General features: G+C 65.1%; 23 protein-coding genes. 19 read left to right on the top strand and 4 right to left on the bottom strand.

The features are described from left to right. Nucleotides 1-29: 29 nt before the first annotated feature. The 9 genes from PSUB009319_RS18760 (at nt 30) to PSUB009319_RS18715 (ending at nt 9332) form a co-directional block, all read left to right on the top strand. Nucleotides 30-1007: a dienelactone hydrolase family protein gene (locus PSUB009319_RS18760; RefSeq protein WP_124383705.1), complete on the top strand. Its 978-nt coding sequence runs from the start codon at nt 30-32 to the stop codon at nt 1005-1007. Beyond that, nucleotides 1004-1798 carry an enoyl-CoA hydratase/isomerase family protein gene (locus PSUB009319_RS18755; protein ID WP_124383704.1) on the top strand — a complete coding sequence of 265 codons (795 nt, stop codon included), beginning with the start codon at nt 1004-1006 and terminating at the stop codon, nt 1796-1798. Before PSUB009319_RS18760 ends, PSUB009319_RS18755 begins: the two co-directional genes overlap by 4 nt. 44 nt (nt 1799-1842) lie before the next feature. Continuing rightward, the gene (gene bioB, locus PSUB009319_RS18750) at nt 1843-2925 is read left to right on the top strand and encodes a biotin synthase BioB (RefSeq protein WP_124383703.1); all 1083 of its coding nucleotides are present in this window, start codon (nt 1843-1845) and stop codon (nt 2923-2925) included. Between the two features lie 631 nt (nt 2926-3556). Then, nucleotides 3557-5581 (top strand): acetyl/propionyl/methylcrotonyl-CoA carboxylase subunit alpha, encoded by a 2025-nt coding sequence (locus PSUB009319_RS18740; protein WP_124383702.1) that lies wholly within the window; start codon nt 3557-3559, stop codon nt 5579-5581. Between the two features lie 86 nt (nt 5582-5667). Beyond that, nucleotides 5668-6609: a glyoxylate/hydroxypyruvate reductase A gene (locus PSUB009319_RS18735; RefSeq protein ID WP_124383701.1), complete on the top strand. Its 942-nt coding sequence runs from the start codon at nt 5668-5670 to the stop codon at nt 6607-6609. 1 nt (nt 6610) lies between these two features. Then, on the top strand, nt 6611-7540 hold the full coding sequence (locus tag PSUB009319_RS18730) for a hydroxymethylglutaryl-CoA lyase (RefSeq protein ID WP_124383700.1): 930 nt from the start codon (nt 6611-6613) through the stop codon (nt 7538-7540). Nucleotides 7541-7559: 19 nt separating this feature from the next. Further along, on the top strand, nt 7560-8060 hold the full coding sequence (locus PSUB009319_RS18725; RefSeq protein ID WP_124383699.1) for a YbaK/EbsC family protein: 501 nt from the start codon (nt 7560-7562) through the stop codon (nt 8058-8060). Between the two features lie 10 nt (nt 8061-8070). Then, nucleotides 8071-8337, top strand: coding sequence for a DUF1289 domain-containing protein (locus PSUB009319_RS18720; protein ID WP_124383698.1), 267 nt, complete (start codon nt 8071-8073; stop codon nt 8335-8337). A gap of 29 nt (nt 8338-8366) precedes the next feature. Continuing rightward, a complete protein-coding gene (locus tag PSUB009319_RS18715; protein WP_124383697.1) occupies nt 8367-9332 on the top strand; it encodes an MBL fold metallo-hydrolase in 966 nt (321 codons plus the stop codon). 210 nt (nt 9333-9542) lie between these two features. Here PSUB009319_RS18715 and PSUB009319_RS18710 read toward each other — a convergent pair whose 3' ends face one another. After that, complete coding sequence (locus PSUB009319_RS18710; protein ID WP_124383696.1) at nt 9543-10469, bottom strand: alpha/beta fold hydrolase; 927 nt, start codon at nt 10467-10469, stop codon at nt 9543-9545. Nucleotides 10470-10612: 143 nt separating this feature from the next. Between PSUB009319_RS18710 and PSUB009319_RS18705 the strand changes: the two genes are divergently transcribed. From PSUB009319_RS18705 to PSUB009319_RS18695, 3 genes are all read left to right on the top strand, one after another. Then, complete coding sequence (locus PSUB009319_RS18705; protein WP_124383695.1) at nt 10613-11161, top strand: type 1 glutamine amidotransferase domain-containing protein; 549 nt, start codon at nt 10613-10615, stop codon at nt 11159-11161. Nucleotides 11162-11263: 102 nt separating this feature from the next. After that, nucleotides 11264-12247, top strand: a complete 984-nt coding sequence (locus tag PSUB009319_RS18700; RefSeq protein ID WP_124383694.1) for a nitronate monooxygenase family protein — start codon at nt 11264-11266, stop codon at nt 12245-12247. 210 nt (nt 12248-12457) lie between these two features. Beyond that, nucleotides 12458-13939: a DUF1254 domain-containing protein gene (locus tag PSUB009319_RS18695; protein ID WP_124383693.1), complete on the top strand. Its 1482-nt coding sequence runs from the start codon at nt 12458-12460 to the stop codon at nt 13937-13939. 112 nt (nt 13940-14051) lie between these two features. On the opposite strand, the gene PSUB009319_RS18690 is transcribed toward PSUB009319_RS18695, so the two are convergent. The 3 genes from PSUB009319_RS18690 to icmF all read right to left on the bottom strand — a co-directional run bounded on the left by PSUB009319_RS18690 (nt 14052) and on the right by icmF (nt 19312). Continuing rightward, nucleotides 14052-14924 (bottom strand): PhzF family phenazine biosynthesis protein, encoded by an 873-nt coding sequence (locus tag PSUB009319_RS18690; RefSeq protein ID WP_124383692.1) that lies wholly within the window; start codon nt 14922-14924, stop codon nt 14052-14054. A gap of 144 nt (nt 14925-15068) precedes the next feature. After that, complete coding sequence (locus PSUB009319_RS18685) at nt 15069-15923, bottom strand: 3-hydroxybutyryl-CoA dehydrogenase (RefSeq protein ID WP_124383691.1); 855 nt, start codon at nt 15921-15923, stop codon at nt 15069-15071. A gap of 92 nt (nt 15924-16015) precedes the next feature. Then, nucleotides 16016-19312, bottom strand: coding sequence for a fused isobutyryl-CoA mutase/GTPase IcmF (icmF, locus tag PSUB009319_RS18680; RefSeq protein ID WP_124383690.1), 3297 nt, complete (start codon nt 19310-19312; stop codon nt 16016-16018). 397 nt (nt 19313-19709) lie between these two features. Here icmF and PSUB009319_RS18675 point away from each other — a divergent pair, with 397 nt between their 5' ends. The 7 genes from PSUB009319_RS18675 to PSUB009319_RS18645 all read left to right on the top strand — a co-directional run bounded on the left by PSUB009319_RS18675 (nt 19710) and on the right by PSUB009319_RS18645 (nt 26079). After that, nucleotides 19710-20192, top strand: a complete 483-nt coding sequence (locus tag PSUB009319_RS18675; RefSeq protein WP_124383689.1) for a hypothetical protein — start codon at nt 19710-19712, stop codon at nt 20190-20192. Nucleotides 20193-20349: 157 nt separating this feature from the next. Then, nucleotides 20350-21375, top strand: coding sequence for a hypothetical protein (locus PSUB009319_RS18670; protein ID WP_124383688.1), 1026 nt, complete (start codon nt 20350-20352; stop codon nt 21373-21375). Between the two features lie 288 nt (nt 21376-21663). Beyond that, nucleotides 21664-22866, top strand: a complete 1203-nt coding sequence (locus PSUB009319_RS18665; protein ID WP_124383687.1) for an ammonium transporter — start codon at nt 21664-21666, stop codon at nt 22864-22866. Between the two features lie 75 nt (nt 22867-22941). After that, nucleotides 22942-23298 (top strand): DUF427 domain-containing protein, encoded by a 357-nt coding sequence (locus tag PSUB009319_RS18660; protein ID WP_124383686.1) that lies wholly within the window; start codon nt 22942-22944, stop codon nt 23296-23298. A 185-nt stretch (nt 23299-23483) separates the two neighbouring features. Beyond that, a complete protein-coding gene (locus PSUB009319_RS18655; protein ID WP_124383685.1) occupies nt 23484-24218 on the top strand; it encodes an AraC family transcriptional regulator in 735 nt (244 codons plus the stop codon). A gap of 115 nt (nt 24219-24333) precedes the next feature. Next, nucleotides 24334-25314: a DMT family transporter gene (locus PSUB009319_RS18650; RefSeq protein WP_124383684.1), complete on the top strand. Its 981-nt coding sequence runs from the start codon at nt 24334-24336 to the stop codon at nt 25312-25314. Nucleotides 25315-25431: 117 nt separating this feature from the next. Beyond that, nucleotides 25432-26079 carry a LysE family translocator gene (locus tag PSUB009319_RS18645; protein WP_124383683.1) on the top strand — a complete coding sequence of 216 codons (648 nt, stop codon included), beginning with the start codon at nt 25432-25434 and terminating at the stop codon, nt 26077-26079. Nucleotides 26080-26088: the final 9 nt, after the last annotated feature.

Raw genomic sequence — 26088 nt, 5'->3', positions numbered from 1 at the left:
CGGGCCACCCATCGAATAAGGAATTTGCAGTGAACAGCAACACCGCGCAAACGTGGCGCAGCGCCTGGGCAGCCGTTGGCTGCGCGCTGCTGCCGCTGTTGCTGCTGACGGCCGCGCATGCGCAGGATAAGCCGGCCAACCCGTCGACGAGTCCGCCGGGCGTCAGCGAAACGGTGGTGGAAGTGCCCAAGTCTGCGGGCATCTTCACCATCAAGCTGGAGACCACCATCTACAAGCCGACCGGTGACGGCCCCTTCCCGCTGATCGTGCTCAACCACGGCAAGTCGCGCGGCAATGCAGCCTTCCAGCCGCGCGCCCGCTACAGCGAGCAGGCGGCGGCACTGGTCGCGCGTGGCTACGTGGTGGCCATCCCGATGCGCCAGGGCTTCTCCAAGTCGGGCGGCGCCTATATCGGCAGCGGCTGCAATGTGGAATCGAACGGCCTCATCCAGGCCGAAGACGTAGTGGCCGCGCTCGACTACCTGACCGCGCAGCCGTATGTGGACCGCAACCACATCGTCGTCATGGGCCAATCACATGGCGGCCTGACCACGATGGCCTTCGGCACGGTGGGCTACCCCGGCGTGCGGGGCCTGATCAACTTCGCGGGCGGCCTGCGCAACGACACCTGCGTCGCCTGGGAAAGCAACCTTGTGCACGCCTTCGAGGCGTATGGCCGCCAGTCGCGCTATCCGTCGCTCTGGTTCTATGGCGACAACGACAGCTATTGGCCCAAGCCGATGCCCGAGAAGATGTTTGCCGCCTACACGAGCGCGGGAGGCAAGGCGCAACTGGTGGACTACGGCAACTTCAAGAGCGACTCGCACGGCATGTTTGCCAACCACGCGGGGCTTGCCATCTGGCTGCCAAAGGTGGATGCCTTCCTGCGCGAACTCGGTTTGCCCGCAAGCCCGGTCAGCCCCGTACAAGCGGGCGCCGCCTCTGAAGCCGCCGGCCCCGACGACCCCGACGGCCCCAAGGCCGACACCCACAAGGACACCGAATGAACGCCTTCGAAACGCTCGCCTTCAGCCAGCGCGGCGCCGTCGCCACGCTCACGCTCAACCGGCCCGACGTGCGCAACGCCTTTAACGAAACCGTCATTGCTGAGCTGACCGGCGCGTTCCGCGCGCTGGCAGATGAGCCCGGCGTGCGCGCCATCGTTCTGTCCGGCAACGGCCCCGCCTTTTGCGCCGGTGCCGACCTGAACTGGATGAAGAAGATGGCCGGCTACTCCGACGACGAGAACCGCGCCGACGCCCTGCGCCTAGCCGAGATGCTGCGCGCCATCTACACCTGCCCCAAACCCGTGATCGCACGCGTGCAAGGCGACACGTATGCGGGCGGCGTCGGGCTGGTCGCTGCATGTGACATCGTTGTCGCCGCCGACACGGCCAACTTCTGCCTGTCGGAAGCCAAGCTCGGGCTGATTCCGGCCACCATCAGCCCGTACGTGATCCGCGCATTGGGCGAGCAAGCGTCGCGCCGCTACTTCATCACCGCCGAGCGTTTCTCTGCTGCCGAAGCGCATCGCCTGGGCCTGGTGCATGAATTGGTGAGCCCGGACGCGCTCGACGCCAAGGTGGGCGACATCACCGCCGCGCTCGTCGCCAACAGCCCGAACGCCGTACGCGAGAGCAAGCGGCTCGTGCGCGAAGTGTCCGGCGCCGCCGTCAATGACGCGCTGCTGGCCGACACCGCAGAACGCATCGCCGCCATTCGCGCCTCGGAAGAAGGCCGCGAAGGCGTGCAAAGTTTCCTGGGCAAGCGCAAGCCAAACTGGCTGCTGCCGGCCTGATCCACATAACTACAGACATCACGAATCACTTGAAGGAAGTCCTCATGCAACACACGCCGCTCAACTTCGTTCCGAACGCCGCCAAGGTGCCCGTCACGCCAGGTCAATCGCCCGACGCGCGCTGGAGCCGCGAAGCCATCGAAGCGCTGTTCGCGCTGCCATTCAATGACTTGCTGTTCCAGGCGCAGCAGGTGCATCGCGCCAACTTTGATGCGAACGCGGTGCAGCTCTCCACACTGCTGTCCATCAAGACCGGTGGCTGCCCGGAGGATTGCTCGTACTGCCCGCAATCGGCGCGCTATGACACCGGCGTGGAAGCCGAGAAGCTGATGCCGATCGACGCCGTGCTTGAAGCCGCCGCGCGTGCCAAGCAAAACGGCGCCAGCCGCTTCTGCATGGGCGCGGCCTGGCGCAACCCGAAGCCGCATCAGCTCGATGCCGTGGCCGACATGGTGCGCGGCGTCAAGGCGATGGGGCTGGAGACGTGCGTCACGCTGGGCATGCTCAAGCAGGAACAGGCCACGCAACTGAAAGATGCGGGGCTGGACTACTACAACCACAACCTCGATACCGCACCCGAGTTCTACGGCGAGATCATCACCACGCGCACGTACCAGGATCGGCTCGACACCCTCGAGCACGTGCGTGATGCGGGCATCAATGTGTGTTGCGGCGGCATCGTTGGCCTGGGCGAATCGGTGCATGAGCGTGCGGGCCTGATCGCCGAGCTGGCGAACATGGAACCGTATCCGGATTCGGTGCCGATCAACAACCTGGTGAAGGTGGAAGGCACGCCGCTGGCCGGCAATGAAGCACTCGACCCGTTCGATTTTGTGCGCACGATTGCCGTGGCGCGGATCACGATGCCCCGCGCGATGGTGCGGCTCTCCGCTGGCCGTGAGGCGATGGACGATGCGCTGCAGGCGCTGTGCTTTATGGCGGGGGCGAACTCGATCTTCTATGGCGAGAAGCTGTTGACCACCGAGAACCCAGAGGCGGATGCGGACCGCAAGCTGCTGGCGCGATTGGGGATGCGGGTTGAGGTGCAGGATCACATGCATCAAAGCGCTGATGCTGGGCACTCGCATTCTTCGCATTGCCATATCGACATTACGCCTGCTGACTGAAGCGGTTGGTTTGGGGATGGTTTTTTGTTGGCGGTCCATCCCTTGTTTCATCCCCTGCCGGGGCTGACTCACTTTCTTTGTCTTGCCAAAGAAAGTAAGCAAAGAAAGGCGCGCCCGAGATGGCGAAAGACTCCTTGAATTTCTGTCGCAGGGAGGGGAAGGGAAAAACTCGCTGCGCTCAAACAGTTTCCCTTCCTTTTTCCTCCCTGCAACAGAAATTCAAGGCGCCATCAAGGGCAAGGTACGGCCACACCATCGATGCACCACCGCAGTAGTAAGTACAAGCAAGACGTAAAGCGAAGCAACACACAGCAACACACCGCAACACACAAGAGCCTGACGGGGCACGCAGACCAACGGTTTGGCCGTTGACGTTCCTGCCCTAGATGGCGCCTTGAATTTTTGTAAGCGGGCGGAAGAAAGATGGGGAACTGTTTGAGCGCAGCGAGTTTTCCCCATCTCCGCCCGGTTACGAAAATTCAAGGAAGGTGTCGCCATCTTGGGCGCGCCTTTCTTTGCTTACTTTCTTTGGCAAGACAAAGAAAGTGAGTCAGCCCCGGCAGGGGATGAAACAAGGGATGCACCACAAGTGCAAAAAATCGCCGAAGGACTGCCTGGAGACACACACCAAATGATCACCAAACTCCTCATCGCCAACCGAGGCGAAATCGCCTGCCGAGTCGCTGCCACCTGCCGCAAGCTGGGCATTCGCACGGTGGCCGTATATTCCGACGCCGACGCCAACGCCCGCCACGTCGCGGCCTGTGACGAAGCGATCCGCATCGGCGAGCCCGCCGCCCGCGACAGCTACCTCCGTGCCGAGCGCATTCTCGAAGCCGCACGCGCCACAGGCGCCCAAGCCGTCCACCCAGGCTACGGTTTCCTCTCCGAGAACGAAGCGTTCGCAAAAGCCTGCGCAGAAGCCGGCATCATCTTCGTTGGCCCGCCCGCCTCGGCCATCGAGGCCATGGGCAGCAAAAGCGCCGCCAAGGCGCTGATGGAAAAAGCCGGCGTGCCGCTCGTACCCGGCTACCACGGCGACAACCAGGACGCCGCCTTCTTGCGCACGCAGGCCGACCGCATCGGCTACCCCGTGCTCATCAAGGCCAGCGCTGGCGGCGGCGGCAAGGGCATGCGCGTGGTGGAGTCGGGCGATGCATTTGAAGCCTCGCTGGCCTCCGTCAAGCGTGAAGCCTCGTCCAGCTTTGGCGATGACCGCGTGCTGATCGAGAAGTACCTCACGCGCCCGCGCCATATCGAAATTCAGGTCTTCGCCGACAGCTTTGGCGATGCCGTCTACCTGTTCGAGCGCGATTGCTCCGTGCAGCGCCGTCACCAGAAGGTGCTGGAAGAAGCCCCCGCGCCCGGCATGACGCTGGACCGCCGCCGTGCGATGGGCGAAGCCGCCGTGGCTGCGGCCCGCGCTGTCGGCTACGTCGGTGCAGGCACGGTCGAGTTCATCGTCGATGAAGACGGCACGTTCTACTTCATGGAGATGAACACGCGCCTGCAGGTCGAACACCCCGTCACTGAAATGATCACGGGCGAAGACCTTGTCGAATGGCAATTGCGCGTGGCCTCCGGCGAGCCGCTGCCGCGTGCGCAGGACGAACTGCACATCCACGGCCACGCGTTGGAAGCGCGCATCTACGCCGAGAACCCGGACCGCGACTTCCTGCCCTCCATCGGCACGCTGAAGGTGCTGCGCACGCCAGCGGCGGTGGAGTTCACCGTCGGCGCGCAGGCCAATGGCGAACCCGCTGCCGTGCGCATCGACGCCGGTGTGCGCGAGGGCGATGCCATCAGCCCCTACTACGACCCGATGATCGCCAAGCTGATCGTCTGGGGCCGCGACCGCGAAGAAGCCCTCGCGCGCATGCTGCAGGCGCTGGGCAGCTTCCACTTGGTGGGGCTGTCGTCCAACGTGGCATTCCTGCGCCGCCTCGTGGCATCCAAGCCGTTTGCCACGGCGGATCTGGATACGGGCCTGATCGCCCGCAACCACAACACGCTGTTCCCCGCTGCGCCGGAGGTCCCGCAAGACGCCATCGCCCTGGCGGTGGCCGCGCTGCTGGCCCGCGAGGCGCGCAGCCTGCGCACGGACACGCGCGACCCGCATTCGCCGTGGGCGCGCGGCAGCGGGTGGCGCCTGAACGGCGCGGCCGAACGCACGCTGCGCTTCACGCAGGGCGATCAAGCCATCGACGCCACCCTCGTCTACGGCCGCGAGGGCTCGCGCCTGAAGACCAGCGGCAGCGAAGCCCCGTTCACCTCGCAGCGCCACGGCGAGACCTTTACCGTCTCGCTCGGCTCGCACAAGGCGACTGGCCACGTGCATGCCGATGGCGACGCCTTTCACGTCTTCACCGGCGGCGCGCACTGGATGCTGGAGCGCTACGACCCGCTCGCCCACGCTGGCGAAGCCGACGACGAAGGCGGCAAGCTGACCGCGCCGATGCCGGGCAAGGTCATCGCCGTGCTCGCCACGCCGGGGCAGAGCGTCACCAAGGGCGCGCCGCTGGTCGTCATGGAAGCCATGAAGATGGAGCACACGCTCACCGCCCCGGCCGATGGCGTGGTCGAGTCAGTGCTGTATGGCGTGGGGGATCAGGTGACCGAGGGCGTGCAACTGCTGGCGTTCAAGCCGGCGGAGTGAGGCCAAAGCGGGCTGCCACGCCATTTGGCAGCCCCTGCTACACTGCTTGACGTATACGTCAACTACGAACCGCGAAGTCGCCCCAGATGCACATCCAGATCTACACGCCCGACGGCAAACCCCAACCCTGGCTCGATGGTTTTGCGCAGGCGCTGCCTGAGGCGCGGTTGTCGGTGTGGGAGCAAGGGGCCGCGCAGGACGCGGACTATGCCGTGGTCTGGCAACCGCCCGCCGACATGCTGCGCGGGCGCCGCGACTTGCGCGCAGTGTTCAACCTGGGCGCGGGCGTGGATGCCATCCTGGGCCTGCGCGCGCAATCGCCCGATGCGTTGCCCGATGGCCTGCCGATCGTGCGCCTGGACGACGCCGGAATGGCCGCGCAGATGGGCGAGTACGTCACGCATGCCGTGCTGCGCTTCTTCCGTCGGCTCGACGAATACGAACGCCAGCAGCAAGCCAGGATGTGGCGCTTCCTCAAACCGTTCAACCGCGATGATTTTGTTGTTGGCGTGCTGGGCTTGGGCGTGCTCGGCACGCACATCGCGAAGACGCTGGCCGGCTTCGGTTTTCCGGTGCGCGGGTGGAGCCGGTCGGCCAAAGCCATTGATGGTATCGACTGCCGCGCAGGTACCGATGCGCTACCGGATTTCCTGTCCGGCACGCGCGTGCTGGTGAACGTGCTGCCGCTCACCGCCGACACCGAGAACGTGATTGACGCCGCGCTGCTCAATCAGCTTGGCTCCGGCGCGTTCCTGATCAACGTGGCACGTGGCAAACATGTGGTGGAAGAGGATCTATTGGCCGCCGTGCGCAGCGGCCACATTGCCGGCGCGGCGCTCGACGTGTTCCGCCAGGAGCCGTTGCCCGCCGATCACCCTTTCTGGACCGAACCGCGCATCCACATCACGCCGCACATTTCGGCGCTGACGCTGCGCGAGGTGAGCATTGCCCAGATCGCGCGCAAGATCCGCGCGCTGGAAGCTGGCGAACCCATCGTCGGCATCGTCGATCTGCAACGAGGTTACTGAGATGAGCTATCCGCATTTCGTGAAGATGGTCGAAGTCGGCCCGCGCGATGGGCTGCAAAACGAGAAAGCGCCGGTCTCCACCGATACCAAGGTCGAGCTGGTGAACCGGCTGTCCGATGCTGGATTTGTGAACGTGGAAGCGGCCTCGTTCGTGTCACCCAAATGGGTGCCGGCAATGGCCGACGGCGCCGAGGTGATGGCGCGCATCCAGCGCCGGCCAGGCACGCTGTATTCGGTGCTCACGCCCAACATGAAGGGTTTTGAGGGCGCCGCTGCGGCAGGTGCAGATGAAGTCGTGATCTTCAGTGCAGCCAGCGAGGCGTTTGCGCAGAAGAACATCAACTGCTCGATTGCGGAATCGATTGAACGCTTCGCGCCGGTCGCCAAGGCGGCGAAGGATGCGGGCATCCGTGTGCGCGGGTCGATCTCGTGCTCGCTGGGCTGCCCGTATCAGGGCGAGGTGCCAGTGGCATCGGTGGTGGATGTAATTAAGCGCATGGCCGACCTCGGATGCGATGAGATTGACATTGCCGACACCATCGGCGTGGGCACCGCCGGGCGCGTGAAGACGGTGATGGAAGCCGCTGCGGCAACGTTCCCGATAGACCGCCTTTCCGGCCACTTCCACGACACGTACGGCCAGGCGCTGGCCAACATCCTTGCCAGCCTGGAAGTGGGCATCAACATCTTCCATGCATCGGTGGCGGGCCTGGGCGGCTGCCCTTACGCCAAGGGCGCAACCGGCAACGTTGCGACTGAAGACGTGCTGTACCTGCTGCACGGCCTGGGCATTCGCACCGGCATCGATCTGGACAAGGTGGTGCTGGCGGGTGATTTCATCTCGCAGGCCATTGGCCGCCCGACCGCCTCACGCGCGGGCCGTGCGCTGCTGCTCAAGCTGCAGGACCAGATCGCCCAAGCCTGCATCTGACCCATCACGAAGAACAACGATGACCGCGACCGATACGAACGCCCCCCTGCCTGAATCCGCTCAGCGCGTGGCCGACCACCTGCGCTCGCTCGGCTACGAAAAAGCCATCGTGATGCTGCCGGCCACCGGCAAGACCTCCGCCGAAGCCGCCGCCGGTCTGGGCTGCTCGGTGGCGGAGATCGCCAAGTCGATCATCTTTCGGCGCGCCGAAGACGACGTGCCGGTGCTGGTAATTGCCAGCGGCACCAACCGTGTTGACGAAACCAAGGTTTCTGCACACGTGGGCGCGCTCGCCAAGGCTGACGCCAAGTTCGTGCGCGAGAAAACCGGCTACGCCATCGGCGGCGTATGTCCGGTGGGCCATGCCGTCAAGCCCGTCATGCTGCTCGACCAGGATCTGTTCCAGTACGACAGCGTGTGGGCCGCTGCGGGGCATCCGCACGCGGTGTTCAACCTCACGCCCGCCGAACTGGAAGCGATGACCGGCGCCCCGGTAGCCGATATCGCCCAGCGCAATTGATCGGACGCTTATGGACGCCTGCACGCGTGCGCAACTGAAGCAATCGCTCGGCAAACTGCGCAACAGCCGCGCGCAGGCCGAGCGCGCACAGCCGGTCACCTCGCCGTGCATCAACGTGTGCAAGATGAACGAAGCGCGCGGCCTCTGCATCGGTTGCATGCGCACGATCGACGAAATCGCAGCGTGGTCCACCATGAGTGACGCCGCACGCCTGGCAGTCTGGAAGACCCTGCCCGAGCGCGCCTGCAACTGGCTCAACGACACTCCCTGCGCCTGACCACCTCATCGCCTGACCGCCTCATCGCCATGGCCGAACACGACATCAGCACCTTGCCCGCGCATCTACCCAATTCGATGCGCGTGTTCGAGCGCGGCTGGCTGTCGTCCAACAACATCCTCTTCTTTGACGATGAGGCGCACGGCGGTTGCGCGCTGGTCGACTCCGGCTATCTCACGCACGCACCGCAGACTGTCGCGCTGGTCCAGCATGCGCTCCAAGGCCAGCCGCTGCGCCGTCTGTTCAATACGCACCTGCACTCCGATCACTGCGGCGGCAACGCGGCGCTGCAAGCGCTCTACGGCTGCCGCACACGCGTGCCTGCTGCACAAATCGACGATGTGCGCCGCTGGGATACCGACGCCCTCAGCTACGGCCCCACCGGCCAGGAATGCGCGCGTTTCACGCTGCCCGGCAGCGATACCGACGCCGGTCTGGCCAACGGCATGACCGCGCGCCTGGGCGGCTTCGACTGGCAAGTCATCAGCGCGCCGGGGCATGACCCGAACGCGGTCATCCTCTACAGCCCCGATACGCGCGTGCTGATTTCCGCCGATGCGCTGTGGGAGCGCGGCTTTGGCGTGATCTTTCCCGAACTGGAAGGCGAGAGCGGTTTTGCCGAACAGCAGGCCATTCTCGAACGCATCGCGCAGCTCGATGCGCGCGTCGTGATTCCCGGACACGGCAGGCCCTTCACTGAAGTCAATGCCGCCATTGATGCATCGCTCGGACGGCTGGCGTATCTGCGGGCCGATCCGCAGCGCAATGCCCTGCACGCCATTCGCGTGCTGGTGAAGTTCAAGCTGCTGGAGCAACAGGCGCTCCCGCATCAGGCACTGGCCGCGTGGTTCGGGCAGACCTCCCTGATATCGCGCATGCAGGCGCACTTCTTTGCCAGCCAGTCGATGACGCAACTGCTGGATGCCGCCATCGCCGCGCTGGTCAAGGCGGGAGCCGCCACGGTTGAGCAGGGGCACATCCGCAACCGTGATTGACCTGCTGGCGCTGCAATGCAGCGATGCTTTTGCTCGCCAGGCATGCCGAAACCCGTAGCGCCCCACGCCCCAACTCACCCAACGCGCCCGAATGCGCCCGAATGCACCGATGCGGCGCCGCCCCGCAAGCCGTTTGGTCAATGAGGCCGGCAAACTTCCAAGTCGGCATCAGATTCATTAAGCGATACCGGCAAAGCGATTCGGCCAGTCTCACGCAAAGAACGCCTGCATCTCCTCCAACAACGCCTGCGGTGCCTCCTCCGGCACGTAGTGCCCGCACGGCACCGTGCCACCGCTCACGTTATCGGCCACCGCGCTCCACAACTCCAGCGGCCTGAAGCACCCCTGGATCACGCCGTGCTCGCCCCACAGCACACGCAGCGGCACGCTCACGCGTTTGCCGGCAGCACGGTCGGCGCGGTCGTGTTCGAGGTCGATGGTGGCGGCGGCACGGTAGTCCTCGCACATGGCGTGCACGCAGGCGGGTTCGCGCATGGCGGCGGCGTAGGTGGCCATGGCCTCGGGGGCGAACGGTTCAAGCCCCGCGTGGCGCAGGCCCATCAGCTTGCCGATGTAGAAGTCAGGCGTGGCGTTAATGAGCGTCTCGGGAAACGGCGACGGCTGGATGAGGAAAAACCAGTGCCAATAGGCCGACGCAAATGCCATGTCGGTGTGCTCGTACATGGCCAGCGTGGGGGCGATGTCGAGCAGCATGGCGCGCTCAACGTGTACGGGGTGATCAACGCACAGGCGGTGCGCCACACGTGCGCCGCGATCGTGCGCGCACAGCCGGAAGCGGCCGAAGCCGAGTGCGCGCATCACCTCCACCTGGTCCTGCGCCATGGTGCGTTTGCTGTATTCCGCGTGCCGGGCGCTGCCGCCCGGTTTGGACGAGGCGCCATAGCCACGCAAATCCGTGGCGACGACCGTGTAATCGCGCGCCAGCTCACGTGCAACCTTGTGCCAGATCACATGGCTTTGCGGATGACCGTGCAGCAACAGCAGTGGCGGCCCGCTGCCACCGATCACACCTGCAATCTCCACGCCGTTGGCCGTCTGGCGGAACGGGCGGAAGCCGGGGAACAGCGCAGCATCTGCGGCGGCGGTAGCGGCATCGATGGAAAGCGGCGTGGTCATGCAAGTCTCCGGCGGTGAGCGATGAGCGATGAGTGAAGTGATGCGCAACGAATGCCCAGCATGCTAGCGCAGAGCAGGCATGCGCGTTGCGGGGCAATCCCCTGCTGTTCTCTTCTCTCGATTTCTCTGACAAGGAGTCCGCCATGACCCCGTTGCATGACATGCGCATCGCCATCCTCGTCCACGACCTGTTCGAGCAGGCCGAACTGGCCAGCCCCAAGCAGGCGTTGGAAAGCGCCGGTGCCAACGTCAGCATAATTTCGCCCACGGGCCCCAGCGTGACGGGCCTGCACCACGCTGCCAAGGGCGACGCCTTCAAGGTGGATCTGCCGCTCGATCACGCCAAGCCCGACGATTTCGACGGCCTGGTGCTGCCCGGCGGCGTGTTCAATGCCGATGCGCTGCGCCTCGTGCCCGCCGCGCAGGCGTTTGTGCAAGCGTTTGAGCGGGCGCAAAAGCCGATCGCGGTGATCTGCCATGGGCCGTGGCTCATGGTGTCGGCCGGGCTGGTGCGTGGGCGCACGCTGACGAGCTGGCCGACGCTGCAGGATGACATCCGCAACGCCGGTGGCGTGTGGGTAGACCGCGAAGTGGTGACCGACCGCAACTGGGTCAGCAGCCGCAAACCCGATGATCTGCCCGCCTTCAACCGTGCCTTCATTGAACTGCTTGCGCAGCACGCTCATGTCTGAACCCGGTCGGCAGATCGCACACGGCGGGGTGCGGGATCGTTCCTATAATCGAACGATATGCTCTGCCCCTGCCGTATGTGCTTTGCCAATCCAGGAGATGCCATGCCCGCCGCCAAGCATTTGCCGCCCGCGCTGCAACACCTGACGCTGCCGGTGATCGGTTCGCCCATGTTCATCGTCAGTTACCCGGAGCTGGTGCTGGCGCAGTGCAAGGCCGGCATCGTCGGTGCGTTTCCGGCGCTCAACGCGCGCCCGGCCGAGGTGCTGGACGACTGGCTCACGCAGATCAACGAAGACCTGGCCGCATATCGGGCCGCACATCCCGATGACGTGGTTGGACCACTCGCGGTCAATCAGATCGTGCACCACTCAAACGCCCGACTGGAGCAGGACGTGGCCACGTGCGTCAAGCACAAGGTGCCGATCCTCATCACCTCGCTGCGCGCCCCGGTCAAAGAGATTCTGGATGCCGTGCACAGCTACGGCGGCATCGTGCTGCACGACGTGATCAACCTGCGCCACGCAGAAAAGGCGCTCGAAGCCGGTGTCGACGGGCTGATCCTGGTGGCTGCGGGCGCGGGCGGGCACGCCGGCACGCTGTCGCCCTTCGCGCTGGTGGGCGAAGTGCGGCGCATCTTTGACGGGCCGATCGCACTGTCGGGCGCTATTGCCACGGGGGATGCCATTCTTGCCGCGCAAGCCATGGGCGCGGACCTCGCCTACATCGGCACGCGCTTTATCGCCAGCCAGGAGGCGCACGCGGCCGAGCGCTACAAGACCGCCATCCTGCGTGCCGCCGCGTCAGACATCATCTACACCAACCTTTTCACCGGCGTGCACGGCAACTACATCCGCGAGAGCATCGAATTGGCCGGTCTTGACCCCGCCGCCCTGCCCGAGGCCGACAAATCGAAGATGAACTTTGGCGACGGCAGCTCGCGCGCCAAGGCCTGGAAAGACGTCTGGGGCGCCGGGCAAGGTGTCGGGCAGATTGCCGATCTGCCGCCCACGGCGGAAATCGTGGCGCGCCTGAAGGCCGAATATGACGCAGCCCGGTTGCGCCTCGCGCTGCACCTGCGCCTCTGAGGCCATACCTGCTCCAAACCGGCGAGTATGCCCTCCTGCTCTTCAATTGACTTGCGCGGGCCGCACTCCTACATTCCAAAGATTCAAGACACGACATGCGCGGAGCCACCGGATCGGCCACCACGCTACCGTATGCGCAAGCATCCTTGGGGGGATGTCCGACAGGCGTCTGTTTTCCTGTTGCGCGCACCGACGACAGAGGAGAACAAGATGACGCACTGCCCCGCGCCCGCGCGCCCGCTTACCAAGCTGGCGGCCGTGGCGCTGAGCGTGACGGCCTGGGCGCTTGCCCTGAGCCTGGCCGGCTGCTCCACCCAGAACGCCAGTACCACGGCCACGGCGCCCATCGAGCAACGCTTGCCACAGCCAAACGAAGCGCTCGTGCGCGCGGCCTATGTGTACGCGTTTCCGTTGATGATGACGGACGCTCTGCTGCAGACCACCTCTGCGCTGGCGCCCGCCGGCACGTTCATGCACCAGCGCACGCCGGAAGACGAAGCCCTGCCCACCGGCGTGCGCGCCCGTGTAGACGTGCTCGCCAGCAGCGCCTTCGTCGACTTGCGTAACGGCCCAGTCGTCCTGAGCCTGCCCGATGCCGGCCGCCGCCACATCTGGGTGGCGCTGCACGATGGGTGGAGCGACGTGTTTGAATCGCTCGGCAACCGCACCACTGGCGCACGCGCAGCGCACTACGCCATCACCCCGCCGGGCTGGGAGGGCACCCTGCCTGCCGGCGTCAAGCAGATTGCCGCGCCGACCAGCCTCGTCTGGGTAGTGGCCCGCACGCAGGTGGCGGGCCCGCGCGACCAGGCTGCCGCGCGCCGCGTGCAGGACCGCTACCGCATCACCCCGCTGGATGCTTTCGGCAAAACCGCCCTGCGCGAGCCCGAAGCCGAAGCCAAGGTGGACGCAGACAAGGCCACCGACCTCGACGTCAGCCTGGATGCCGCGCGCCGCCGCGTGACCGCGCTCGACGCCAACAGCTACTTCACGCGCTTTGCCGAACTGCTCAAGAGCAACCCGCCGCACGCGGCCGATTCCACGATGCTGCAGTCGCTGCGCGATTTGGGACTGGTGCCCGGCGCGCCCTTTGACGCCAAGGCCGTGAGCACCACCAACCTGAAGGTGCTGGAAGGCGGCGTGACCGCAGCGCGCGACACGCTGGCGCTGGCCGTTACCCAGCCGCCCCTTACACAGAACGGCTGGTTCATCCCGCGCATGATCGGCGCCTACGGGCTGGACTACGCACAGCGTGCCATCGTGGCATGGAACGGTGGCGGCACTGATTTGCCGCAGGACATGCTCATCGGCACCGCCAAAGCCGACGCCAACGGCATGGCACTGGACAGCACGCACCGCTACGTGCTGCATTTCGACCGCGACCAGCTCCCGCCCGCGAACGCAGGCTGGGCCATCGCCGCCCTGAGCCCCACCGGGCAATCGCGCCGCACGGTTGAACGCCGGAGCCTGCGCAACGTGCTGAGCGAGGCGGACCACCCACGCCTGAACCGCGACGGCTCGCTCGACATCCTGATCCAGCGCGCGCCGCCCAAGGGCATGCGCAACAATTGGCTGCCGCCGCCCACCGGCCCGTTCCTGTTGCGCCTGCAACTGACTTGGCCCAAGGAAGCGGCACTCGACGCGTCGTGGCTGCCGCCTGGCGTGCAGCGCCACGACGCAACACTGCAATAGCGCGATCAAGCCTCGGCCACGCGCACCACGAGCTTGCCGAGGTTGCGCCCGTCGAGGGGGCTGGCCAATCCGCCCCCTCTCAAATTGGACGTCGCCGCTTGCGCCTTGGCACTCAGATCGTCAGCGTGCCGCGGCCGATTTCGATCACGCGGCCGCCCACATGGATCGTGCCGTCGGCATCCACGCGCAGTGTCAGGTGGCAAGGCCGGCCGACTGCGGCGCCCTGCTCAACGCGATAGCTTGCCGGCAACGCATGGCCGGTCGCACGCAGCCAGCCGCCCAGATTGGCGCACGCCGAGCCGGTGCCTGGGTCTTCCCACAGGCCGGTGCCGTATTCGAAGAAGAAGCGCGACACCACCGGATCATTGCTGCCAGGCCGGGGCATGGTGAAGACGTACGCATTGCGGCCATCGTTGCGGCTGCGCGGCCAGGCATCAAATGCGGTCGCGTCCGGGCGGGCACGCTCCACATCGGCGCGCGTCTTGACCGGCACCATCAGTTGCTCGATCCCGGCGTCGACCCACAGCGGCGGGCCCGCCAGCGCATCCGTGTCCAACCCCAGCATCCCGGCGATGGCGGGATCGGCTTCGCGCGTATTCAGCGCCCCTGAGCGCGGCGGCACGAGCGACCACCCCTCGTCCTGCGCCGTGAGCGAGACGATGCCCGACTCGCAGCGCAGCGTCAGTTCATTGCCCGGGCCGTACAGCTCGCGCACCACCTGCGCGGTGCCCAGCGACGGGTGGCCGGCAAACGGCATCTCATAGTCGGGCGTGAAGATGCGCAAACGCGCCGTGGCGCCATCGCCATCGCCATCGTTACCCTCGCCGGGAAAGATAAAGGTGATCTCGGACAGGTTGAACTGGCGTCCGATGGCCTGCATGGTGGCGTCGTCCAGGCCGCGGCCGTCTTCAAAGACGGCGAGCTGGTTGCCACCAAAGGTGGTTTCGGCAAAAACGTTGAGCAGACGGAAGGCGTAGCGCGGCATGGCGGTGTCCGGTGTATCAGCAAGAAAAAAGCGGTGTGGCGATGCGTCATCATCAACGCAGGGCCACACCGCCTCCATGCACACTTGCAGACAGTTCACGCGAATCCGGCCTGACAGTTGGCGGACAGCGCAAATGCCGCGCCGTTACTTGCGATAGTCGTACACACCACGGCCGGTCTTGCGGCCCAGGTAGCCGGCGGCCACCATCTCGCGCATCAGCATGGCCGGGCGGTATTTCGGATCACCAAACTCGGTGTACAGCACTTCCATCACGGCCAGCATGGTGTCCAGGCCGATCATGTCGGCCAGTGCCAGCGGCCCGATCGGGTGGTTGCAGCCGAGCTTCATGCCTTCGTCAATCTCTTCCGGCGACGCCAGGCCCTCGCCCAGCACGCAGAACGCCTCGTTGATCATTGGGCACAGGATGCGGTTGACCACAAAGCCCGGGCTGTTCTTGACCGTGATTGGCGTCTTGCCGAGTTGATGCGCCAGCGCCTCAACCGCGGCGTGCGTGGCATCGCTCGTCTGCAGCCCGCGGATGACTTCCACCAGCGCCATCATCGGCACCGGGTTGAAGAAGTGCATGCCGATAAAGCGGCTGGCGTCCTGCAGCACGGCGGCCAGCTTGGTGATCGAGATGGACGACGTGTTCGACGCCACGATGGCGTGCGGCGCAGCAACGGCTTCGAGCTGCTTGAGAATCTTCACCTTCAGGTCGAAATTCTCGGTGGCGGCCTCGATCACAAGGTCGGCGCGCTTGAGGTCGTTGTACGAAGTTGAGCCCTGGATGCGCGCGAGCGCGGCGGCCTTGTCGGCTTCGGTCAGCTTTTCCTTCTTGATCAGGCGGTCCAGGCTGCTTGCCACGGTGGCGATGCCCTTTTGCACGGCAGCATCGCTGATATCCACCATCACCACATCCAGCCCGACCATGGCACATGCCTGTGCAATGCCGTTACCCATTGTTCCGGCACCAACGATGCCGACCGTTTGAATTGCCATGCTTCTTCCTTAAAGATTAAGAAAAGCGAACGACCGTTCGCATGCGTACGAGATTGTACTGGCCCGAAAAAACGCGCGCTGCGCGGGGCACCTCACATATTCCGCCGATACTGCCCCCCCACCTCAAACAGTGCATGCGTAATCTGCCCAAGCGAACACACCCGCACGGCGTCCATCAACACAGCGAACACGTTCTGATCTTCGATCACGGCACGCTGCAGGCGCTGCAACATGGCCGGTGCATGCGCGGCGTGGCGCGCATGAAAATCCTGCAAGCGCGCAAGCTGGCTCCGCTTCTCTTCCTCGCTGGAGCGCGCCAACTCAATGTGCGGCGGCACCGCGCTCTCAACCTCCGGATTGCGGAACGTGTTCACCCCAATGATCGGCAGCGAGCCATCATGCTTGCGCTGCTCATACAGCATCGACTCCTCCTGAATCTTGCCGCGCTGGTAGCCAGTCTCCATCGCCCCCAGCACGCCACCGCGCTCGGCAATACGCTCGAACTCCTGCAGCACGGCCTCCTCAACAAGATCCGTCAACTCGTCGATGATGAAACTGCCCTGATTCGGGTTCTCGCATTTCGCCAGCCCCCACTCGCGGTTGATGACGAGCTGGATGGCTAACGCGCGCCGCACAGATTCCGCCGTGGGCGTGGTGATGGCCTCGTCGTAGGCATTCGTGTGCAGGCTGTTGCAGTTGTCGTAGATGGCGATCAGCGCCTGCAGCGTGGTGCGGATGTCGTTGAAGGCAATCTCCTGCGCGTGCAGTGATCGGCCCGAGGTCTGCACGTGGTACTTCAGCTTCTGGCTGCGCTCATTCGCGCCGTACTTGGTCGCCATCGTCACCGCCCAGATGCGGCGGGCAACGCGGCCCAGCACGCTGTATTCCGGGTCCATGCCGTTGGAGAAGAAGAACGACAGATTGGGCGCGAAGTCATCAATGTGCATGCCGCGCGCGAGGTACGCCTCCACATAGGTAAAGCCATTGGCCAGCGTGAACGCAAGCTGCGAGATCGGGTTCGCGCCGGCCTCGGCAATGTGATAGCCCGAGATCGATACCGAGTAAAAGTTGCGCACCTGGTGGTGCACGAAATATTCCTGAATGTCGCCCATCACCTTGAGCGAAAACTCGGTCGAGAAGATGCAGGTGTTCTGCCCCTGATCCTCCTTGAGGATGTCGGCCTGCACCGTGCCGCGCACGTTCTGCAGCACCCACGCGCGGATCTTCGCCTCTTCGTCGGCGGTCGGCTCGCGGTGGTTGTCGGCGCGGAACCTGACGAGATTCTGGTCGATGGCGGTGTTCATGAACATCGCCAGAATGGTCGGTGCAGGGCCATTGATCGTCATGGAGACGGAGGTGGCAGGGCTGGTCAGGTCAAAGCCGTCATACAGCACCTCCATGTCGTCGAGCGTGGCGATCGACACGCCCGAGTTGCCGACCTTGCCATAGATGTCGGGGCGCACAGCCGGGTCTTCGCCATACAGCGTGACGGAGTCGAACGCCGTGGACAAGCGCTTGGCGTCCATGCCTTCAGAGACGAGCTTGAAGCGACGGTTGGTGCGAAAGGCATCGCCCTCGCCCGCGAACATGCGCGTCGGGTCTTCGTTCTCGCGTTTGAAGGCGAACACGCCGGCAGTGTACGGAAACGATCCCGGCACGTTCTCGCGCATCAGCCAGCGGAGCACTTCGCCGTCGTCTTCGTACGGCGGCAGCACGACCTTGCGGATGGTGGTGCCGGAAAGCGTGGTGTGCGTGAGCGCGGTGCGGATTTCCTTGTCGCGAATTTTGACGACGTATTCGTCGCCGGAATAGGCGCGGCGCAGGTCAGGCCACATGGCGAGCAGCTTGCGCTCGGTGGCGCCGAGTTGCGCGTCGCGTTCGGCCGCGAGCTTGTCGAGCGCGGACAGCGTGTGCACGCTTGTGCCAGCGGCTTCCAGCATGCGATGACTGGCCTGCAATTGCTGGCGCTCGCGAGCGACGCGGCTTTGCGCATCGACACGGCGGTGGTAGCCGCGCACGGTGTCTGCCAGCTCCGCAAGGTAGCGCACGCGGGCAGGCGGCACGATGGCGGCATGGCTGGTGGAGCATTTGCCGGCCGGGCGCGGCAACATCCGTTCGGTCAACGCCATGCCGCGCTCAGTCAGCCGATCGGCCAGCGCGTGATACAGCGCCGTCACGCCGTCGTCATTGAAGTGCGAGGCCTGCGTGCCGAACACCGGCATGTCTTCGGGCCGGGCGTGCCACTGCTCGCGGTTGCGCTGCACCTGCTTGGCCACATCGCGCCACGCATCCTGCGCGCCCTTGCGGTCGAACTTGTTGATCGCCACCAGATCGGCAAAGTCGAGCATGTCGATCTTCTCCAACTGGCTGGCGGCGCCAAACTCGGGCGTCATCACGTACAGCGACAGATCGACATGCGGCACGATGGCCGCATCGCCCTGACCGATGCCGGAGGTCTCCACGATGATGAGGTCGAAGCCTGCCGCGCCACATGCACGACAGGCGGCAATCGCATCGGGCAACGCCTCGGAAATCTCGCTGCTCGCCTCGCGCGTGGCCAGCGAGCGCACGAAGATGTTCGGATGGTTGATCGCGTTCATGCGGATGCGATCGCCCAGCAGCGCCCCGCCCGACTTGCGCCGCGAGGGGTCGATCGAGATGACGGCAATACGCAGTGTGTCTTGCTGATCGAGCCGGAAGCGGCGGATCAGCTCATCCGTGAGCGATGACTTGCCCGCGCCACCGGTGCCCGTGATGCCGAGCACCGGCGTGGAGTTGGTGGCCGCGGCCGCGTGCACCGCCGCGCGCAAGGCCGGATCGATGCGGCCCGATTCCAGCGCGGTAATCAGTTGCGCAAGCGCCCGGCGGTTACCGTTGGCAACGGGCTCCAGCGTGGCGGGCGCAAAGGTGGAGAGATCGATATCGCAGCGCTGCACCATGTCGGCAATCATGCCGACCAGGCCCATGCGCTGGCCGTCTTCGGGGCTGTAGATGCGCGCCACGCCGTAGTCCTGCAGCGCGCGGATCTCCGCCGGCACAATCACGCCGCCGCCGCCGCCGAACACCTGGATGTGTTCGCCGCCGCGCGCGCGCAGCGCGTCGATCATGTATTGGAAGTATTCAACGTGGCCACCCTGGTAGCTGGACACGGCAATGCCCTGCACGTCTTCCTGCAACGCGGCGTTGACCACCTCGTCCACCGAGCGGTTGTGCCCGAGGTGGATCACCTCGCAGCCCATGGATTGCAGGATGCGCCGCATGATGTTGATCGACGCGTCATGCCCATCGAACAGCGAGGCGGCCGTCACGAAGCGCACCTTGTTGCGCACCGGCGCGGGTTCGCTGGCAGGCGTCTGGGCGGCTGCGCGGGCTGCGGAAAGATCGGTCATGTCTCCACCTTGTCTGAGTGGCACCGGCCTTGGATGTGTTGTGCGCCGCACAGAGCGTGGCGTGCCGGTCAAGCGTCGAGCAGACAGTATTTTCGGGGTTGACGTAAACGTCAACCTCACCCCCAAAAGAGCGGGCTGATCCACGCTGCGCGCCCCGTGCGGCCATGCAATGCCCCCGCAGCCGGAGTTGTCCAGCGACAACCCGATGGTGTCCGCCGCACCGACCTGAAGCGTCAGCAAATTCTTATTTTTAGGACCGATCTGACGGAAACGTCAGCCCATCTCGCCCAACATTCCCACACACAAAACGACATAGGGAATCACGTCGGCCCCAAGCAAGGGCTTCGCGAGCGTTTGGCTCGGACGTGTTCGCGTGGATATGGCTACTTTTTCTTCTTTGACTGCAAAGCTTCGCGGCGCTGCCATTGGCGCAGCGCTTCTGGCGGGCGCATCGCCTGCCTTTGCCGATATCTTCGAACCCGGCGACGAGATCTCCGTTCAGGCCAGCATCTACAACATGCACTACAGCCGGGACGATCACTACATCAAGTATTCGCCGCTGGTGGGCGTCGAATGGCGCCGCGACAACGGCTGGCTGGTAGGCGCGGCGGCATTCCAGAACTCGTTCGGCCAGTTCTCGCAATTGGCGTACGGGGGGTACCTGTGGAACCTTGGCAGCACCAATTTCTACGGCAAGCTGACCGGCGGCATCCTGCACGGCTACAAGGGCGAGTACCAGAACAAGGTGCCGTTCAACTACAAGGGCTTCTCGCCGGGCATCCTGCCGGCGCTCGGTTACAAGGCCGGCCAGTTCCGTGGCGAAGTGCAGTTCTTCTGGACCAGCGGGTTCATGGTGACAGTGGGCTACTCGTTCAAATAGGCGCCTCTGCCGCCCGGCAGATTTGCGCAAATACTGCGCGACAGGGCTGCCCGATCTCGGTGCAACCCCCGGCTTGCACTCAGTCGATACAACTCGTTAGAGTCAAGTTTCGGCCAGAAACGGGTCCGAACGGGTCCGGCCAGAGGGGGTGCTCCATATGCCAAGCCGCGCCACGATGCGCAGGTGTCTGATCGCCATGCTGGCGTGGTCTGGCCACGCGCTGGCGTGGGACTACACGCCCGGCGCCATCCCGGGGCTGATCAGCGTGCTTGGTTTCCTGACGGTGCAAACGCAGGCGCTCGACCGCGCCATCCAGCGCTTTCCCTCTCAGCGCGAAGAGCTGATTCGCGCCCGCACGCAATTCGACAACACCTATCCGCAAGCGCTGGCCCGTACGCGCCGCCTGATCGCGGGCATTCCGCTGGCCGACGATGAGCGCCAATTGCTGATCGAGCGCGCGCTCGATATCCACCAGCCCAGCGTGACGACCGCCACCCAGACGGCCCAGACCGCGCATTCCCTGGCCGAGCGCGTGGCCGAACGCGCGCAAGGCAGCCAAGACCGCGCCACGCTGCAGACGTTGCTGGCGGTGGTCTACGATGACCGCCCCGCCGATGAGCTGGGCAGCCGCTTTACCCAGGCCGTGACGCTGTCTGACTGGCCGAACGCACGCGGCGCGAGCCTCGGGCTGCGGCTGCCGCTCTCGTGGGAGCGCGTGCCGCCCACCGCGCCGCGCAAGCCCGACCCGGCGCGGGTGGCGATCGGCGCGTGGGCCAACCAGGGCGGCTCGGGCCTGTCGCGCATCGAACTGATCGTGCGCCCCACCGAAGGCGACCCCGAAACCCTGCCCGACAGCCGCGAGCCCCGCTGGATGCGCGATGCCATCAAGCAAGCCGTAGCGGGCCCCTGCAGGCTGCTCGACTGGGGCACGCAATCGTTCGACGGACGCCCCGGCGTGTGGGCCAGCTACATTGGCGAATCGCCCGGCCCGCATATGTCGCGGGCCACGGGCAACACACTGGTCGGCAGCGTGTTCATGGTGCCGACTGACGGCGCACTGCTGATGCTCCACATGCAATCTCCCGCCACCTCGCCCGAGCAGGCCAGCGCCGTGCGCCTGCGGTATGAACCGCTGTGGAACACCGTGGCGACGTCGCTCAGTGTGTCGGGTGCCAAACCCTAGCCTTGCGTAACCACCGGTACGCACCCGGACGCACCGGCACCCACCTGCACGCACCATCACGGCGCATACGCCGCGCCGGACGCACCAAATTCAGGCAATCACGCACCGATTTCGGGCCGCGTCGCACGCGCCGCCCGGCAATGATCCCGCGCGCACGGCCATGGTGCGCCATATCACCTTTTTGCACACAGTTGGAACAGGAATTGCATCTGTCGGCGTCTTTTGCGTCATTTGTGGGCACACGTTGCACCCGGATGGCGCTGACCCTCAACCCGCACGACAACCGCAATGAACTCCATCAAAACCGGGGGCGACGCGCTCTTCATCCTGCTAGGCGCGATCATGGTGCTGGCCATGCATGCCGGCTTCGCGTTCCTTGAGCTGGGCACCGTCCGCAAGAAGAACCAGGTCAATGCGCTGGTCAAGATTCTGGTCGACTTTGCCGTATCGACCATCGCGTACTTTTTCATCGGCTATTCGGTGGCATACGGCGTCAACTTCTTTAGCGGCGCCGACGTGCTTGCGCAGCAGAACGGCTACGAGCTGGTGAAGTTCTTCTTCTTGTTGACCTTCGCGGCGGCCATCCCGGCCATCATCTCGGGTGGCATCGCCGAGCGCTCGCGCTTTGAGCCGCAACTGGCGGCGACCTTCGTGCTGGTCGGCTTGGTCTACCCGTTCTTTGAAGGCATTGCCTGGAACGAGCACTTCGGCATCCAGCACTGGCTGCAGGCCATGACAGGCGCGGAGTTCCACGACTTTGCGGGCTCGGTGGTCGTGCACGCGGTGGGCGGCTGGATTGCGTTGCCGGCCGTGTTGCTGCTGGGCGCGCGCCACGGCCGCTATAAGGACGACGGCCGCATCGCCGCGCACCCGCCGTCAAACATCCCGTTTCTGGCGGCCGGTGCCTGGGTGCTGGCGGTGGGCTGGTTCGGCTTTAACGTGATGAGCGCGCAGACGCTGGACAAGATGAGCGGCCTGGTTGCCATCAATTCGCTGATGGCCATGGTGGGCGGCACGCTCACGGCCTGGTGGATGGGCAAGAACGACCCAGGCTTTTCGTACAACGGCCCGCTCGCCGGCCTGGTGGCCGTGTGCGCCGGCTCCGACGTGATGCACCCGCTGGGCGCGCTGGCTGTCGGTGGTATTGCGGGCGTGCTGTTCGTGTGGATGTTCACGCGCGTACAAAACGTCTGGCGCATCGACGACGTGCTTGGCGTGTGGCCGCTGCACGGGCTGTGCGGCGCATGGGGCGGCATCGCGGCCGGCATCTTCGGCCTGAAGGCGCTGGGCGGCCTGGGCGGCGTGTCGTTCTGGGCGCAGGTGGCAGGCACGGCCGGCGGCATCGTCATCGCGCTCATCGGTGGCACGGTGGTGTATGGCGCGTTGCGCAAATTCGTCGGCTTGCGGCTGGACCGCGAAGCGGAGTTCATGGGTGCCGACCTGGCCATCCACCGCATCTCGTCCACGCCTGAATCAGAAACGCACTGGTAAGTCTGTCGATTGGGCACCGAGCGCGGCGCTTGCTACAGTGAAGAGCATGCCTTCGCCCAACTGCAGGAGTGCCGCATGCCCGATATCGATCCGAATCACCCCATCACCGTCGAGGCGAATCCGCACAGGGTGACGGTCACCTTCAACGGTTTCACCATCGCCGACACGCGCATGGCGCGCACGCTGCGCGAGGCGTCGTACCCGCCGGTGCAGTACATCCCGCGCGACGACGTGCAGATGAACCACCTGGAGCGCACGCAGCATCACACCCATTGCCCTTACAAGGGCGATGCGTCGTACTACACCATCGTGGCCGACAACGTGCGCGCCGAAAACGCCGTCTGGACCTACGAAAGCCCCAAGCCCGTTGCGCGGGAAGTCGGCAGTTATCTCGCGTTCTATCCGGACAAAGTGACGATCAAGGAGGAATGAGCGCCAGCGTGCGCCGCTGTCATTCAGGTGACATGCCGGCTGTGCATCATGCGCGCGTTCCTCTTCTCACGGATCCTCGTCCGTGAAAGTTCCGACCCCGGCACGGGATGCACCTGTAGCCGGGCATTTTTTTGCCCTTTCGCCCTAATGTCGTTCTCCCGGCGCGGTGCTATCCTCGACCGATCATGCTGGACTTCCGCACTTACGGCCTCGCCGCGCCATCGCACTCGCACGACTTCATGCAGGTTGTGATGCCCGCCCGCGGCATCCTGGAGATGGACGTGGACGGCCGCGGCGGCCGCGTCGATACGCACCACGCCGCGCTCATTCCCGCCGGTGCCACGCATGCGTTTGAAGCCACCGGCGCCAACCGCTTCATCGTGTTCGACATTCCTGGGCAAACCGTGGAGGCCCCCAGCCTGGGCGGCTTGGCCGACCGCGTGTTCTTCCCGCTCACACCCGGCCTGCGTGCGCTGACCGCCTGGCTGCAGGACGCGCCCATCGTCGATGCTATGCTGGCGAATGCGTGGTCGTCGCTGGCGCTGGCGACGCTGGCCGCGCATCCGGCCAACCATTCCACGCAGATTCACGCCCGCCCCGATACGCGCCCCGATACGCGCGCCGAACGGACATGGCACGCCATCGAACACCGCTATGCCGAACCGCTCACCATCGATGCGCTTGCCGCAGAAGCGGGCGTGAGCGCACGTCGCCTCGCCACGCTCTTCCGCGCCGCATACGGCACCACGCTGCACGCGCACTTGGCCGGGGTGCGGCTGCGTCATGCGCTGACGCTGCTTGAGACCACCGCCCTGCCCATTGCCGAAATTGCCGCGCGCACCGGCTACTACGACCAAAGCGCCCTCACACGCCACCTCAAGGCCGCACACGGCATCACGCCCGCCGCCGTCCGGCGCTAAGCGCCACGTCCCACGTCATTTCCGTTTTTGCCAAAGCGCAGCCGTCTTCACCAAGACGCGCTGCGCTCACCCGCGCAGAGTGCCGGTTCGATTGATCTTCCGGACCAGGCGCTCCATGGCTGTCAGCGATACCTCCACCGCAACACACCTCGCGCATACGCAGCACAACACGCAACGCGATCACCTCATGGGCCTGGGCTACGGCGTGGCCGCTGGTGCGCTGTGGGGCGTCATCTTTGTGGCACCGAAGATGCTGCCGCAGTTCTCGCCGCTGGCGCTCTCAGCGGCGCGGTATGTGCTGTATGGCGTGCTCTCGCTGATGATGGCGATGCCGGTGTGGCGTGCGCTGTGGCGCAAGACCACGCGGCGGGATTGGGCGACGCTGCTGCTGTTATCGCTGCCGGGCAACCTTCTCTATTACCTGTGCGTGGCCGGTGGCGTACAGCGCGCGGGCGTGGCGCCCGTGTCGCTTATCGTCGGGCTGCTGCCGGTCACGGTCACGCTGGCCGGTGCGGCAGAGCGCGGCAGCTTGCCCCTGCGCCGATTGGCACTGCCGTTGTTGATGGCCGTGGCGGGCGTGGTGTGCATTTACCTGGATGCGCCAGACATGCATTCGCACGCAGGCGGCAGTGCCTACCTTATCGGTCTGCTTATGGCAGCGGGCGCACTGGCATGCTGGACGGTGTATGCGGTGTGCAATGCGCGGTACTTGCGCACCCACCCGCAGTTCACAAGCCGGGAGTGGTCGTTGTTGACTGGAATTGCCACGGGGGCATTGTCATTGGCACTGGCCGTGCCAGCGTTTGTTGTGCCGGGGATGGCAACTGCCTCCGCGCAGCCTGCATCGGTTTGGGGGAGGTTTTGGTTGGTGAATGCAGGCGTGGCGCTGGGGGCATCTGTGCTGGGCAATAGCCTCTGGAATGCGGCCAGCCGCAAGCTGCCTTTGACGCTGTCGGGGCAGTTGATTGTGTTTGAGACGCTGTTTGCGTTGCTTTATGGATTTGTTTATGAGGGCCGGTTGCCTCATGGGCTTGAGGTGGTGGCTGCACTGTTGTTAGTGGGTGGGGTTGGGCTGGCTGCACGGCGGCATGTTTAGTTTTTCTTGGTTGTGATCCATCCTTGCCAAACCCAGCAAAACCTCAAAGTCCGCCGTTTGACGCCCAAAAATTTTCGTGGATAACTGTCAGCCCATCCAACAAAAAACGAGCCCACCATGACCCTCCACACCTGGCTGGCCTTCATCGGCGCCAGCAGCATCATCCTGCTCATTCCCGGCCCCACCATCCTGCTGGTGATCGGTGATTCGCTGGCCAACCGTGGCCGCTCGGCGTGGAGCACGGTCGCAGGCGTGGCGGCCGGTGACACAACGGCGATGGCGGTTTCGCTGGCCGGTGCAGGCGCCCTGCTCGCGGCGTCCGCCACCGCCTTTACGGCCCTGAAGCTCATCGGCGGCTCGTACCTCGTTTATCTGGGCATCAAGTCCATCCTCAGCGCCCGCCGCCTGCAGGGTGACATACAGCCGGGCACGCCCGAAGCCACGATCCCCGTGAAGCAAAAGTCCGCTGGCCGCCGCTTCCTGTCGGCCTGGACGGTCACGGCCCTGAACCCCAAGAGCATCGTCTTCTTCGTCGCCTTCGTGCCGCAGTTCATGTCGGCCGACCAGACCTTCCTCTCGCAGAGCGTGATCCTGCTGCCAACGTTCGTCATCCTGGCCTCCATCAATGCATCGATGTATGCACTGGCCGCCAAGCTGCTCGCCAAGCGCCTGACCAGCGTGGCCGCGCAGCGCCGCTTCGGCTACACGGGCGGCGCGGTGATGGTGGGCGCTGGCACGCTCACGCTCGGCATGCAGTCGGCCTGATCCGTTAAG

The organism is Ralstonia sp. SET104, assembly GCF_003851545.1.
Taxonomy (GTDB): Bacteria; Pseudomonadota; Gammaproteobacteria; order Burkholderiales; family Burkholderiaceae; genus Ralstonia.
The sequence above is the reverse complement of the archived record's forward strand: the minus strand, read 5'-3'. Positions and strand labels throughout refer to the sequence as shown.

Bases quoted from the DNA above. Each gene is read 5' to 3' on its own strand.
- PSUB009319_RS18730 (WP_124383700.1), top strand. From the start codon at position 6,611: ATGAGCTATCCGCATTTCGTGAAGATGGTCGAAGTCGGCCCGCGCGAT.
- PSUB009319_RS18710 (WP_124383696.1), bottom strand. From the start codon at position 10,469: ATGACCACGCCGCTTTCCATCGATGCCGCTACCGCCGCCGCAGATGCT.
- PSUB009319_RS18740 (WP_124383702.1), top strand. From the start codon at position 3,557: ATGATCACCAAACTCCTCATCGCCAACCGAGGCGAAATCGCCTGCCGA.
- PSUB009319_RS18650 (WP_124383684.1), top strand. From the start codon at position 24,334: ATGGCTGTCAGCGATACCTCCACCGCAACACACCTCGCGCATACGCAG.
- PSUB009319_RS18685 (WP_124383691.1), bottom strand. From the start codon at position 15,923: ATGGCAATTCAAACGGTCGGCATCGTTGGTGCCGGAACAATGGGTAAC.
- icmF (WP_124383690.1), bottom strand. From the start codon at position 19,312: ATGACCGATCTTTCCGCAGCCCGCGCAGCCGCCCAGACGCCTGCCAGC.
- PSUB009319_RS18690 (WP_124383692.1), bottom strand. From the start codon at position 14,924: ATGCCGCGCTACGCCTTCCGTCTGCTCAACGTTTTTGCCGAAACCACC.
- PSUB009319_RS18735 (WP_124383701.1), top strand. From the start codon at position 5,668: ATGCACATCCAGATCTACACGCCCGACGGCAAACCCCAACCCTGGCTC.
- PSUB009319_RS18645 (WP_124383683.1), top strand. From the start codon at position 25,432: ATGACCCTCCACACCTGGCTGGCCTTCATCGGCGCCAGCAGCATCATC.
- PSUB009319_RS18705 (WP_124383695.1), top strand. From the start codon at position 10,613: ATGACCCCGTTGCATGACATGCGCATCGCCATCCTCGTCCACGACCTG.
- PSUB009319_RS18665 (WP_124383687.1), top strand. From the start codon at position 21,664: ATGAACTCCATCAAAACCGGGGGCGACGCGCTCTTCATCCTGCTAGGC.
- PSUB009319_RS18700 (WP_124383694.1), top strand. From the start codon at position 11,264: ATGCCCGCCGCCAAGCATTTGCCGCCCGCGCTGCAACACCTGACGCTG.
- PSUB009319_RS18655 (WP_124383685.1), top strand. From the start codon at position 23,484: ATGCTGGACTTCCGCACTTACGGCCTCGCCGCGCCATCGCACTCGCAC.
- PSUB009319_RS18670 (WP_124383688.1), top strand. From the start codon at position 20,350: ATGCCAAGCCGCGCCACGATGCGCAGGTGTCTGATCGCCATGCTGGCG.
- PSUB009319_RS18755 (WP_124383704.1), top strand. From the start codon at position 1,004: ATGAACGCCTTCGAAACGCTCGCCTTCAGCCAGCGCGGCGCCGTCGCC.
- PSUB009319_RS18715 (WP_124383697.1), top strand. From the start codon at position 8,367: ATGGCCGAACACGACATCAGCACCTTGCCCGCGCATCTACCCAATTCG.
- PSUB009319_RS18660 (WP_124383686.1), top strand. From the start codon at position 22,942: ATGCCCGATATCGATCCGAATCACCCCATCACCGTCGAGGCGAATCCG.
- bioB (WP_124383703.1), top strand. From the start codon at position 1,843: ATGCAACACACGCCGCTCAACTTCGTTCCGAACGCCGCCAAGGTGCCC.
- PSUB009319_RS18695 (WP_124383693.1), top strand. From the start codon at position 12,458: ATGACGCACTGCCCCGCGCCCGCGCGCCCGCTTACCAAGCTGGCGGCC.
- PSUB009319_RS18720 (WP_124383698.1), top strand. From the start codon at position 8,071: ATGGACGCCTGCACGCGTGCGCAACTGAAGCAATCGCTCGGCAAACTG.
- PSUB009319_RS18725 (WP_124383699.1), top strand. From the start codon at position 7,560: ATGACCGCGACCGATACGAACGCCCCCCTGCCTGAATCCGCTCAGCGC.